Here is a 10,978-nt window from a genome sequence, read left to right as displayed (position 1 = left end):
TGCGGCTGCCGTCGTCGACGTCCTCGAGGACGCCTCCATCCTCGACGCGGACGACGCCCTGACCGGCGACGGCGTGTACGGGGACCGGGCGACGATTCGGGCGTTCTTCGACGTCAGCGACGCGGAGCTGGACGCGGCGGCCGGCGACTTGGCCGGCGTCGTCCGGGAGCGCGTGGCGCTGCTGGACGTCGAGAAGTGAGGCGGTGTAGCCGTCAGCGGGCGGGAGAACCCGGCCGGCATTCATTTTGTGGCACGCGTCGAACTAGTACGTATGAGCGAAGATCCCGACGACTACGTGCCCGAGACGGACACCGAGGAGTTCCCGGACGAGCACGAACCCGACCCCGCGGAGCGCGTCGAGGGGACGCTGCAGGCGGTGGAGGCGGCCGTCGAGGGGTCGAAGTATCCGACGAACGCGAGTTCGCTGAAGGCGGCGTACAGCACGGCCCGGGACGAACTGCCCAACGAGACGGAGTCGCTGGCGGACGTCTTCGACCGGCTGGTCCCCGAGGAGTACGACACCCCCGAGGACGCCCGGGAGGCGATTCTCGGCGAGTTGACGGGGCGTGCGGGCTACGAGCACGGCGACCTCTCGGAGTACAACCCCGAGCGCGAACTCGACGCGATGGACCTCCGCGGAGACGAGTGAGTGCAGCGGTACCACACACCGTTCCAGTTGAAACGAAGGGGTTGGTCCCCGGTGCAGTACCGTGGTTTTTGTGAATGGAACGACATGACGAGTCGTTCGACCGCCTAGCTGTCAGCGATTTTCCAGTTGAAACGGCGCCCGCGGAGAGCAGACGTGCGTCAGACGTTACGCGAACACCGCGTCCGCGACGGTCTCGCGGTCGTAGCGGGCGTCGCAGTCCGGGTTGCCGCACGTGTAGTCGTCGCCGCGGAGGTTCCGCATCCCGCCGTGCCCGCAGGGCAGGGTGTCGCGGTCCTGGCGGATTTCGCGCGCGACCTCGTAGGCGCCCGCGTCGGTCCGGTACGTGTTCGCGCCGTCGCTGGTGCGGCCGACGCGCTCGATGACGCCGTGCTCGCGGAACCGCTTGAACACGCTCCGGACTTCCGCGGGGAGCGTCGAGAGGCGGTACTCCTCAGCGGGCGACGGCAGGCGCGCGGTGGCGGTCCGGGTTCGCGCGGAGAACGCTGCGCGCGCCGTTCGCCACCGCGTTCGTGCGGGGGTCTACGGACATCGGTCACCCCCGCAGGTCGGTGTCGTCGTAGTGCCGGTCGCAGCTCCGGCAGTAGTACCGGCCGTCGCGTTGCCGCCGTAGCCGGGTGTGGCCGCGGGGGCACTTGACGCGCCAGCCCGCGTCGGTCGTGTGGTCATCCATGAGTCACCTACTGCCAGCTGAGGGGCGTACGCCACAAGTACCGAATCCTGCCGCGGGGTGAAAGTGAAAGTAGACCCGGGCGTGCCGGCAGCCGGTGACGTGACCCCCGAGGTTATCCACCCACCCCGCCTCACGTCGGGTATGACGACGTCCAGCACCGACAGCCGGAGCGTCCCGCCGGAACGCGGGCCGAGCGGCCGTGCGCCGAAACGCGGGTCGAACCGCCCTGCATCGGGGCAAGGACCGAACTCCCGTGCGTCGGCGCGTGGACCGAACCCCCGCTCGCCGAACGGCGGCGGGAAGCACCGTGTGTCGGGCCGCGGGGCGGCCGCATAGATGGTCGGCGCAGAGCTGCTCGCGCCGGAACCGGCCGCCGTGCTCGCGGTCTCCGGCGACCTGTTCCCGCGGGGCGTCAGCCAGTACCTCGTCGGCGGCGTGCTGATCGGTCTCGGCACCGCAGTCATCTACTTCGGCACCGGCATCACCGCCGGCGCGAGCACGTTCCTCGAATCCACGCTGTCGTACGTCTCCAGCGTCGAGCGGTTCAACCAGGGGACGTACGTCCGCTCGCGGGACTGGCGGGTGGTGTTCACGCTCGGTATCGTCGCCGGCGCGGCCGCCTACACCCTCGCTGTGGGCAACACCGCGTGGACGACGGACGTCCAGTGGTGGCGGCTGTTCGGCGGCGGCGTGCTCGTCGGCGTCGGTACGCGCGTCGGCAAGGGCTGTACGTCCGGTCACGGCGTCTGCGGCGTCGGGTCGCTGTCCGACGCCTCGCTGGTGAACGTCGCGACGTTCCTCGCGCTCGCCGTCGGCACCGCGCAACTCGTGCAGGCGCTGGGGGTGAGCCCGTGACGTCGAGGCCGAACGCCGACAACGCCGAGGGCAGCCCGCTCGTGCTGCTGGTCGTCCTGCTGGGCGGCCTCGTGTTCGGCGTGGGGCTGGCGGTCAGCGAGATGGCGAAACCCGAGGTCGTCCTGGACTTCCTCCAGTTCGACGACTTCGGCCTCCTGTTCGTGATGGGCGGCGCGGCCGTCGTCTCCGGGCTGGCGTTCCTCGTGGGGACGCGGCTCCTCGACCGCGCGCCGCTGACCGGCCGGGCGTACGGCCGCCGTCTCAAGGACCTCGACCAGAACGTCGTCGTGGGCGGCGTCGTCTTCGGGGTCGGCTGGGGAATCTCGGGCATCTGTCCGGGCGCGGCGTACGCCAGCCTCGGCATCGGAAACGTCCCGATTCTGTGGGGCGTCGCCGGGATGTTCCTCGGCGCCTACGGGCAGGGCTACTGGCGGAGCCGGGACTGAACGCACGGTAGTCGCGTCGTCAATACCAGCGAGGGGAAACGTGTTACCGTGCCCGTCGCAATTGGCGCGCATGGTAGCAAACGACGTGGTGCTGTCCGGGGCCGCGCTGGTCGTCGCGCTCGTCGTGCTCGTCGCCGTCTGGCGACTCCGACGCGACCTCCGGCAGAACGGCGGCGTGGACACCGACCAGCTGTCGGCGGCGATCAGCGAGACGTGGCGCGAGATGGACTTCGACCGCGCCGTCAATCAGGTGGAGACCCACGCCAGCGAGATGCACGACCTCCACAGCGACATCGAGCGGCTGCTCCGCAGCCCCCAGGCGCGCGGCGAGTTCGGCGAACAGCAACTCGACGTCCTCCTCAGTGACCACCTCCCGCCGGACATGTACGGCCTCCGCCAGCAGGTCGTCGACGGGAAGACGCCGGACGCCCACGTCCGCGCCGCCGCGGGCGTCATCTGCATCGACTCGAAGTTCCCCCTCGACAACTACGAGCGCGTCCTCGACGCCGCGACGGACGACGAGCGCCAGCGCCACGCCCGCCAGTTCCGCCAGGACGTCGACAAACAGCTCGCGAAGATCGAACGCGACTACGTCCAGCCGAGCGAGGGCACCGCGGACTTCGCGTTCGCGTTCATCCCCTCGGAGAGCGTCTACTACCACCTCATCACCGAGGAGTACGACCTCCTCCGCGACTACACGAAACGCGGCGTCCAGGTCGTCTCCCCGCTCACGTTCGGCCACAAACTCGAACTCATCAAGGCCGACGTGCGGGCGCGCAAGCTCTCCGAACAAGCCGAGGACATCCAGGCGAAACTCCAGACGCTGGCCGCGCGCTTCGACGACCTCGAGGCGGAGTGGAGCACGCTCTACCGACACGTCTCGAACGCCCAGAGCAAGGCCGACGACGTCGACAACGAGTACGACCGCCTGCGCGCCGAATTCGACCGCATCGACCAGCCGACCGTCGAGGACTGACGGCTACTCGAAAGAAGTCGCAGGAGAATAGTTCCGGGAAGATTCGAACCAGTGGCAGACGTGCTCGCGTCGCTGCGCGCGACTGCCAGGGCTCGAATCAGGACGATTCGCCGCTCGCGTTCACTCGCAGCAGAAATAGTCCCGGGAAGATTCGAACTTCCGTCGTTGCCCCCAGAAGGCAACAGGATTGGCCACTACCCCACGGGACTGCTCGCACTTTCTCGAAGGCGATTGTCGTTTATGAGTGTTGCGAACCCCGACGACGAGCATCGGGCGAAGCGGCAGCTACTGACGACCGAGCACCAGCAGGAGTACGCCGCAAACGTGGATATTTCGACGGCTATTTGCCCGCCGAGGATGCACGTTCTCGTATGTACATCGGACGGTTCGTCGTCGTGGGCCCGGACGTGGCAGCGTATCGAGTGTCGTCGCGGTCGTTCCCGAATCGGCGCGTTGTCGAGCGCGAGGACGCGTTGACGGTGGCGCCGACGCCGGACGCGCCGGAGACCGACAACCCCTACGTCTCGTACAACTGCTACCGGGAGGCCGAGGGGCACGCGGTCGTCGGGAACGGCAGCCACGTCGACCCGATCACGGAGAAACTCGGCCTCGGCTATCCGGCGCGGGACGCGCTCGCGGAGTCGCTGCTCGCGCTGGACTACGAGAAGGACGACTACGACACGCCACGAATCGCGGGCGTGCTGACTGCCGACGGCGAGGCGTTCGTCGGCACCGTGCGGAAGGACGCGCTGCTCGTCGATCAGGTCGACGAACCGACGCTCGTCGCCACCTACGAGAAGGACAGCCCGGAGCCCATCGGGTTCGACGCGGACGCCGCTGCGGACGCGGCCAGCGAGGCGTACAGCGCGGCGTTCGAGCACGCGGTCTGCGCGGTCGGCGTCGTCCGGGACGACGGCGGCTACGCGACGGCCATCGAGAACGGCCCGGACGAGTAATCGCTGGCGGAGAGTGCGGCGACGGGGCCGAGCAGTAGCCGCGAGCGGGCCGGACAACTAAGGGCGGGGCCGCCCGAGTACCGGACATGCAGGTCGGCGTCATCTCCGACATTCACTCGAATCTAGTCGCCCTGGAAGCCGTCCTCGAGGACATGCCGGACGTCGACCGGCTGGTCTGTGCCGGCGACGTCGTCGGCTACAACCCGTGGCCGGCGGCGTGCGTGGACGCGATGCGGGAGCGCAACGTGCCGACGGTGATGGGGAACCACGACCGGATGGTGGCGACCGACGGGAACTTCCACGGGAACTCGATGGCGCGGGCGGGCGTCGAGCACGCGAACGCGGCGTTGAACGACGTCCAGCGGGCGTGGGTGCAGAATCTGCCCCGCGAGAAGATACTGTACGACGGCCGCCTGAAACTCGTCCACGACCACCCCGAGGTGCAGGACCGCTACACGTACCCCGAGGCGTTCTCGCCGTCGCTGCTGGGCGACGAGGACGTGCTCGTGCTCGGGCACACGCACGTTCAGCACCACGAGGTGTACGACGAGGGCGTCGTCCTGAACCCGGGGAGCGTCGGCCAGCCGCGGGACCGCGACCCGCGCGCGGCGTACGCGGTGCTGGACCTCGACTCGCTTTCGGTCGCGGAGCACCGCGTCGAGTACGACGTCCAGCGCGTCGCCGACGAGGTGCGCGAAGCAGGGTTGCCGGCGGCGACGGCGGACCGACTCCTGGACGGCCGATAGCTGGATTCTGGCGGCCGCTTACTGCGATGGCGGCGATTTCGGAGTTGCCTCGTCGAGGGGTCGGAGTTCCGCGGAGAAGTGCCTGAGTTCCGGCATCGAGGGCTCGGAGACCACCTCGTAGCCGGAGACCTCCTCGCCGCGCTCGCAGACCGCGGCGGCGGTGTCGGCGACGTGTTCCATGTGGTCGGGGCCGTACGTGCGGCGCGGGACGGCGAGGCGGACGAGGTCCGCGCGGTCGGTGCCGGGGAACGCGAACCGGCCGAGTTCGACGGCGCGCACGCCGCCCTCGCGGTAGAGCTCGCAAACGAACGCCTGCCCGGGGTACTGGTCGCGTGGGATGTGGGGGAGCGCCTCGTTGGCGTTCACGTAGACGGCGTGGCCGCCGGCAGGCTGGTAGACCGGGACGCCGCGGTCGTCGAGGGCTTCACAGAGCGCCTGGACTTGCGCGACGCGCTCCTCGACGTACGGCGGGTCGACGGCTTCGCGGAGGCCGACCGCGAACGCCGCGAGGTCCCGGCCGGACATCCCGCCGTACGTGGAGAAGCCCTCGAAGAGGATGCCGCGCTGGCGGCACTGTTCGTACAGGTCGCCCCGGTCGGCGAGACCGACGAACCCGCCGACGTTCACGAGGCCGTCTTTCTTCCCGCTCATCACGCAGGCGTCGGCGTACGAGAGCTGTTCGCGCGCGATGGCGGCGACCGAGGCGTCGGCGAACTCGGGTTCGCGCCGTTGCACGAAGTGGGCGTTCTCGGCGAACCGGCAGGCGTCGATCACGAACGTCGCGTCGACCTCGTCGGCGAACGCCGCGACTTCTCGGGTGTTCGCGACGCTGACCGGCTGGCCGGCCATCGAGTTGTTCGTGATTGTGAGGACGACCACGGGGACGTTCTCCGCGCCGACGTCGTCGACGACCTCGCGGGCGGTCTCGACGTCGAAGTTCCCCTTGAAGGGAGCGTCGGAGTCCATGTCCGTGGCCTCGGGGACCGGACAGTCGACTGGGTCGCCGCCGTTCGCGGCGATGTGGGCGCGCGTCGTGTCGAAGTGGGCGTTGTTGAAGACGACGTCGCCCTCGGAGACCAGCGACCCGTAGAGGACGTTCTCCGCGCCGCGTCCCTGGTGGGCGGGGACGACGTGCTCGAAGCCCATCACGTCGCGGACGGCGGCCTCGAGTTCGTGGAAGCTCTCGCTGCCCGCGTAGGCCTCGTCGCCGCGGAACATCGCGGCCCACTGGGCGTTGCTCATCGTGCCGGTGCCGGAGTCCGTCAGGAGGTCGACGAACACGTCCGCGCTGTCGAGGTTGAAGACGTTGAAGCCGGCGTCCCGGAGCGCGGCCTCGCGGTCCTCGCGTGGGAGGAGCCGTATCGGGTCGACCATCGTTGCCTTGTACGAGCGCACGCCGAGAGAGACGGCTCGAACTGCGATAAAACCGGCGTAGAAGACGTGTACGCGAGTGTACTGGGTTGTACGATGGTCGGCAGCAGTGAGTGCTAGTGCGGGAGTCGGGGGTCCGTATAGTACCAGTAGTTGATCGCGGAATATTTACACTTAGGGGAGTCGCCAAAACTAAAGCAGCAAAATCGATCCGTAGGAGTGAGAACACCGGACGAGTGATTTTACCCTTGATAAATGTATAACTACTCCAGCAGCATCTATGAGGAAACAGCATAAAGAGTATAACCAACCCCATGTTTATTTAGTCTATGACCAGGTCGAATTTGACTGCCCAACGTTGGCTTGCATTGATGATTATCGGCCTCCATGTTTCGCTGTTTGGTGTTGAAATCGGATCGACACTCGTAGTTGTACTTGGATTTATTTTCAGTCTGATAGTTTTCTTCGTGAATTTCTATGAGAATAGACCCGCTTCCTGAACCCAATCACACTACTTAGTAAACTAGTCTAGTGGAATAATAATTAGCTGCTAGCGAGACGATTCAACTGTATTTAGTTTTAGAATATATGTGTGCCTGGAAAATCAGACATTGAGAACGACAGTAGTCGACGATCATTTCTGAAGAGTGTGGGGGTTAGTCTGCTATCAGTTGGAGCGTTCGCTGGTAGTGCCCAAGGAGCTGCCACAGACAGTCTATTAGATAGATCCCTTGCTCTCCGGAAAGAGAACAAATGGACAGTTGAAGACTGGGCAGAGTATATCAGGAGCCATGGAGGGAACGTATACACTGCTTCTGGTCGACTACCCCTCCCTTCTCAAGATGGTCCAGGGGACATCCAACCACAAGAAATAGATCGTGCTTGGATCACAATCACCCTCTCCTATGCCGAAAATATCGGTTCCGATGATTATATCGACATATCATGGGTGTTCGAGTATCCAAGCGTCCACGCCGAACCTCCATTAGACCAGATCCGGATCGGTTGGTCTGATGATGGTTACGTCAGGAGCGGCGACCCGTGGTACGGTTCCTATGTAAGTGAAATAACCGACCAGGAATCCGTATTCGCTACTGGATTCGTCGCGGAATACGATAACAAAGCACAGGAGGATGCCAATTACGAGCCGGACCCATATGAGAACACAGTATATGGAAGCGGATGCGGTATTCCGGTAAATGTCAAAGGTTCAAGTCCGTCCCTCCGCCGTGTAGAATTCGCATACCATCATACGTGGTCGTCAACGAGCTATTCGATCGGGATCGGTCCAAACGGGCCCGTAATCTATCCGAATTCAACTACGGAGCGTTGGGTTGCGGAGGACGGTGCTTTCGAAGACGAGATCCGCGACGACAAAGAGTTCACTTGGGATAGCGCTTAATTTCATTTTGACTCTTTTCTCGTAGCTTTTAAACGGGCACATATATATTGGATGTAAAACTGATATTGAATGGACGTAGCGGTGCGTCCGCGGATAGTGACTCGCAAGAGTCATCCCTGCTGGTCAACAGATGCATTCGTGGTGTTGGCCGGCCAGACGCCCGACTTGCTCGTGGATGCTTTTGGCGAGCGCGAGCATCGTCGCTGCTCGTTCCCGTGTCGCTATCCCGTCCTGATAGTACGTTTGTGCACGGTTATCCGTCCAGAGATCGTCGAGCCTGGCGGCGAGCTCTGCACTGATGAATCCGACGTCGGCACTTCGGTTGATTGCCGTCGTGTGTGATTGGGGCGGGTTCGCTGGGTCCTGATGGCCCTCGTCGATCAGCCAGAACAGCAACGTCTTCTCGATGGACGTGAAGGCGGCTTCGATCGCCAGTGTGTAGTATCCAGCAGCCACGAGTTGTTCGGCCCCGGCGAGTGATCGACAGGCCTTCCGCAACTGCACGAAGGCAGCATCAGCCACCTCGAGTCCTGTCTCCGGGTTCTGGTTGCCGTGACGGAAGGCGGTTTCAGCCTCTGAGAGTTCCGGTTCGACGTCCTCGAGTGCGAGTGGCATCACCCCGTCACCTCCCCGTCGTTCCGGTAGACTGTCGCCCGAACGTCAGCTAACGCGTCAGTTCGCTCGACGACGATGCCGTCGTCGAATATCTCTCGGAGGTCGTCGCCGTGGGTGGCGGCCGATTCGGGTGTTTCGACGAGGACCTCGAACTGGTAGCGATCGCCGTCGAACGTTCGGTCCTCAAGGTTCCTGGCGAGTTTCGACGTGAGGCGACGCGCGTTCGTCGCGTCGCCATCGACGATCACGAGCAGGTCGATGTCACTGCTCCGGTCGGCAGTCCCGCGTGCGACGCTCCCGAACAGCACCACGCCAACCAAGTCTTCGACGTTCTCGGCGTCGTCGACATTGTCGGCGAGTTCGTCCAGATACGTCTGCACGGGTTTTCGGAACTCCTCCTGTGGGATCGCGAGGAGGGGATTGGACGCGGTGAGATGGTCCTGGTCGATCCCGATTTTCGCGGGCGTTCCCTCGGAGACGGCAACGGTTCCGAGCTGTTCGAGGAGGTCGATCGACCGAGAGATCGACGAGACGTCGGCCCCAGTTACTGTCGCTAGCTCCTTCTGCGTGAATTCCTCGAACGGATTGTTGACGAGGTGGTGGAGGACGTCTTGCATTGCCTGGTACCGGAAAATCCGCTCTTCCGGGAAGGGGAAGTCCAGTAGTACACGCGTCCGTTCTTGCATAATAAGAAATGAATTGCAGTATGTGCAAAAGGTTTGTGGTGTGTTCGGGCGTATTCTCCCGAAACAGCCTGTGAGGGGTAGTTTCCCGTTCCACCAGAATCGGAGGTGCTGCGGCGAGGCACAGGCCGGCCGGCGCTGACGGCTACGACCCGAAGTGGTCCTGGACGATGTCGAGGGTCTCCTCGCGGTCGCTCCAGTCGACGAAGACGGCGACGGAGGTAGCGCTGGAGATGATGTCGATGACGTTGATGCCGGCGTCGGCGATGGGGTCGACGATGCGCCGGAGGACGCCGGGCTGGTTCGGGAGTTCGCCGCCGAGCACGCGGACGACGGCGACGTCGTCGCGGACGGTCACCGAGGAGAGTTCGCTGACCTCGATGACTTCCCGGTGGAGGATGTTCTCGGCGCGCTCGGCGATCTCCTCGTCGACGTAGAACGTCATCGAGTCCATGCCCGAGGCGACCGCGTCGACGTTGATGTCGGCCTCGTACAGCGCCGTCGACAGCGTGGACATGATGCCGGGGCGGTTCCGGATGGCGCGGCCGGCGACGGTGAGACACGCCAGCGGCGACTCCCGCATGTCGATCATGTTCTCGAACTGGCCCTCGATCTCGGTGCCGCCCGAGAGCAGGTCGCCGTGCTGGTAGTGGATGACGCGGACGGCGAGTTCGTCGTCCTTGAACGACAGCGCCGACGGCGCGACGACTTCCGCGCCGCGGAAGGAGAGATTGCGGAGTTCGTCGACGGTGATTTCGCCGACGTTGCGGGCGCCCTCGACGACGTGGGGGTCGCCGGTCATCACGCCCTCGACGTCGGTGACGATGACGACCTCGTCGGCGTGGGCGTACCGCCCGAGCATCACCGCGGTGGTGTCGGACCCGCCGCGGCCGAGCGTGGTCACGTTTCCGTCGTGGTCCTCCGCGAGGAAGCCCGTGAGGACCGGGACGACGTCGTCGAGGTCCGCGGCGAGCGCTTCGACGCGGCGCTTGGTCTCCTCGGTGTCGACTTCGCCGCGGTCGTTGGCGACGACGGGCCAGTCCTCGTGGCCGGGTTCGAGGAAGACGGCGTTCACGCCCCGGGCGGCCAGCGCCGCCTTCAGCATGCGGACGCTGGTGCGTTCACCCATCGAGACGATCTCCGCGCGGTCGGCGTCCTGGGCGTCGAACGTGATGTCGTCGAGGAGTTCGTCGGTCGTGTTCCCCATCGCCGACGCCACCACTGCGATCTCGTGGCCGGCGGCGACGGCGTCCGCGACGGAGTCTGCGGCGCGCTCGATTCGCTCGCCGCTCCCGAGACTCGTCCCGCCGAACTTCGCGACTACGCGCATCGGCGCTCACCTGCTGATCGGGCCGTGCTACTCATTGACGGGCTGTAGGGACCGGCGCGGTGATAACTGCTTGCATGCACGAAACGGTTGCCGCGCTCGAATCCGCCCGACGTGGCGGCGTCGGGTGGGGCGGTGGTGCCGCCGCCGGCCACGGCGTTAAGTCACTGCCACTCCTAGGCCGGCGTATGCAGATTCGGGACGCCACGGCCGACGACGTGGCCGCGCTCGGCGCGCTCGCCGACGAGGAGGTCGACCTCC

Annotated in this window: 14 protein-coding genes, 1 tRNA gene and 1 pseudogene; 9 read left to right on the top strand and 7 right to left on the bottom strand. The window is 65.3% G+C overall.

Annotation, left to right across the window (positions count from 1 at the left end; all coding sequences use genetic code 11):
* Together GRX66_RS20010 and GRX66_RS12180 are read left to right on the top strand one after the other, a co-directional pair.
* A pseudogene (locus GRX66_RS20010) lies at window positions 1–199 on the top strand (KEOPS complex subunit Cgi121); the annotation flags it as partial.
* Between the two features lie 72 nt (window positions 200–271).
* Window positions 272–649: a DUF5789 family protein gene (locus GRX66_RS12180; RefSeq protein ID WP_159526807.1), complete on the top strand. Its 378-nt coding sequence runs from the start codon at window positions 272–274 to the stop codon at window positions 647–649.
* A gap of 165 nt (window positions 650–814) precedes the next feature.
* Here GRX66_RS12180 and GRX66_RS12175 read toward each other — a convergent pair whose 3' ends face one another.
* The gene (locus tag GRX66_RS12175) at window positions 815–1,060 is read right to left on the bottom strand and encodes a hypothetical protein (protein WP_159526806.1); all 246 of its coding nucleotides are present in this window, start codon (window positions 1,058–1,060) and stop codon (window positions 815–817) included.
* A gap of 142 nt (window positions 1,061–1,202) precedes the next feature.
* Window positions 1,203–1,340 carry a hypothetical protein gene (locus GRX66_RS12170; protein ID WP_159526805.1) on the bottom strand — a complete coding sequence of 46 codons (138 nt, stop codon included), beginning with the start codon at window positions 1,338–1,340 and terminating at the stop codon, window positions 1,203–1,205.
* Between the two features lie 336 nt (window positions 1,341–1,676).
* Between GRX66_RS12170 and GRX66_RS12165 the strand changes: the two genes are divergently transcribed.
* From GRX66_RS12165 to rmuC, 3 genes are all read left to right on the top strand, one after another.
* Window positions 1,677–2,195, top strand: coding sequence for a YeeE/YedE family protein (locus GRX66_RS12165; RefSeq protein ID WP_159526804.1), 519 nt, complete (start codon window positions 1,677–1,679; stop codon window positions 2,193–2,195).
* A gap of 41 nt (window positions 2,196–2,236) precedes the next feature.
* Window positions 2,237–2,641, top strand: a complete 405-nt coding sequence (locus tag GRX66_RS12160) for a DUF6691 family protein (protein ID WP_394351527.1) — start codon at window positions 2,237–2,239, stop codon at window positions 2,639–2,641.
* A 70-nt stretch (window positions 2,642–2,711) separates the two neighbouring features.
* Entirely contained in the window at window positions 2,712–3,617 is a 906-nt protein-coding gene (gene rmuC, locus GRX66_RS12155; RefSeq protein WP_159526803.1) for a DNA recombination protein RmuC, read from the top strand.
* 136 nt (window positions 3,618–3,753) lie between these two features.
* On the opposite strand, the gene GRX66_RS12150 is transcribed toward rmuC, so the two are convergent.
* Window positions 3,754–3,826, bottom strand: a tRNA-Gln gene (locus GRX66_RS12150).
* Between the two features lie 162 nt (window positions 3,827–3,988).
* On the opposite strand from GRX66_RS12150, the gene GRX66_RS12145 reads away from it, so the two are divergent.
* Together GRX66_RS12145 and GRX66_RS12140 are read left to right on the top strand one after the other, a co-directional pair.
* Complete coding sequence (locus GRX66_RS12145) at window positions 3,989–4,573, top strand: IMP cyclohydrolase (protein ID WP_159526802.1); 585 nt, start codon at window positions 3,989–3,991, stop codon at window positions 4,571–4,573.
* A gap of 86 nt (window positions 4,574–4,659) precedes the next feature.
* A complete protein-coding gene (locus GRX66_RS12140) occupies window positions 4,660–5,319 on the top strand; it encodes a metallophosphoesterase family protein (protein ID WP_159526801.1) in 660 nt (219 codons plus the stop codon).
* 18 nt (window positions 5,320–5,337) lie between these two features.
* Here the strand turns inward: GRX66_RS12140 and GRX66_RS12135 are convergent, their stop codons facing one another.
* On the bottom strand, window positions 5,338–6,714 hold the full coding sequence (locus GRX66_RS12135) for a tryptophanase (protein WP_325064086.1): 1,377 nt from the start codon (window positions 6,712–6,714) through the stop codon (window positions 5,338–5,340).
* A 568-nt stretch (window positions 6,715–7,282) separates the two neighbouring features.
* Here GRX66_RS12135 and GRX66_RS12130 point away from each other — a divergent pair.
* Window positions 7,283–8,092: a hypothetical protein gene (locus tag GRX66_RS12130; protein WP_159526800.1), complete on the top strand. Its 810-nt coding sequence runs from the start codon at window positions 7,283–7,285 to the stop codon at window positions 8,090–8,092.
* Between the two features lie 123 nt (window positions 8,093–8,215).
* On the opposite strand, the gene GRX66_RS12125 is transcribed toward GRX66_RS12130, so the two are convergent.
* From GRX66_RS12125 to GRX66_RS12115, 3 genes are all read right to left on the bottom strand, one after another.
* Window positions 8,216–8,707 (bottom strand): hypothetical protein, encoded by a 492-nt coding sequence (locus GRX66_RS12125; protein WP_159526799.1) that lies wholly within the window; start codon window positions 8,705–8,707, stop codon window positions 8,216–8,218.
* Window positions 8,707–9,393, bottom strand: coding sequence for a nucleotidyltransferase domain-containing protein (locus tag GRX66_RS12120; protein ID WP_159526798.1), 687 nt, complete (start codon window positions 9,391–9,393; stop codon window positions 8,707–8,709). Before GRX66_RS12120 ends, GRX66_RS12125 begins: the two co-directional genes overlap by 1 nt.
* 142 nt (window positions 9,394–9,535) lie before the next feature.
* Complete coding sequence (locus GRX66_RS12115; RefSeq protein ID WP_159526797.1) at window positions 9,536–10,720, bottom strand: aspartate kinase; 1,185 nt, start codon at window positions 10,718–10,720, stop codon at window positions 9,536–9,538.
* A gap of 74 nt (window positions 10,721–10,794) precedes the next feature.
* Between GRX66_RS12115 and GRX66_RS12110 the strand changes: the two genes are divergently transcribed.
* The coding region (locus GRX66_RS12110) for a hypothetical protein (protein ID WP_159526796.1) at window positions 10,795–10,978 on the top strand (184 nt) is incomplete at its 3' end.

Origin of the sequence: Halobacterium bonnevillei (assembly GCF_009831555.1) — an archaeon.
In the GTDB taxonomy this organism is placed as follows: domain Archaea; phylum Halobacteriota; class Halobacteria; order Halobacteriales; family Halobacteriaceae; genus Halobacterium; species Halobacterium bonnevillei.
Note: the sequence above shows the minus strand (reverse complement) of the source record. Positions and strands in the feature narration are given on the sequence as shown.

What these genes read in the sequence shown, in the direction of transcription:
- GRX66_RS12170 (WP_159526805.1), bottom strand. Translation starts at nt 1,340, where the DNA reads ATGGATGACCACACGACCGACGCGGGCTGGCGCGTCAAGTGCCCCCGC.
- GRX66_RS12140 (WP_159526801.1), top strand. Translation starts at nt 4,660, where the DNA reads ATGCAGGTCGGCGTCATCTCCGACATTCACTCGAATCTAGTCGCCCTG.
- GRX66_RS12180 (WP_159526807.1), top strand. Translation starts at nt 272, where the DNA reads ATGAGCGAAGATCCCGACGACTACGTGCCCGAGACGGACACCGAGGAG.
- GRX66_RS12125 (WP_159526799.1), bottom strand. Translation starts at nt 8,707, where the DNA reads ATGCCACTCGCACTCGAGGACGTCGAACCGGAACTCTCAGAGGCTGAA.
- GRX66_RS12165 (WP_159526804.1), top strand. Translation starts at nt 1,677, where the DNA reads ATGGTCGGCGCAGAGCTGCTCGCGCCGGAACCGGCCGCCGTGCTCGCG.
- GRX66_RS12115 (WP_159526797.1), bottom strand. Translation starts at nt 10,720, where the DNA reads ATGCGCGTAGTCGCGAAGTTCGGCGGGACGAGTCTCGGGAGCGGCGAG.
- GRX66_RS12145 (WP_159526802.1), top strand. Translation starts at nt 3,989, where the DNA reads ATGTACATCGGACGGTTCGTCGTCGTGGGCCCGGACGTGGCAGCGTAT.
- rmuC (WP_159526803.1), top strand. Translation starts at nt 2,712, where the DNA reads ATGGTAGCAAACGACGTGGTGCTGTCCGGGGCCGCGCTGGTCGTCGCG.
- GRX66_RS12120 (WP_159526798.1), bottom strand. Translation starts at nt 9,393, where the DNA reads ATGCAAGAACGGACGCGTGTACTACTGGACTTCCCCTTCCCGGAAGAG.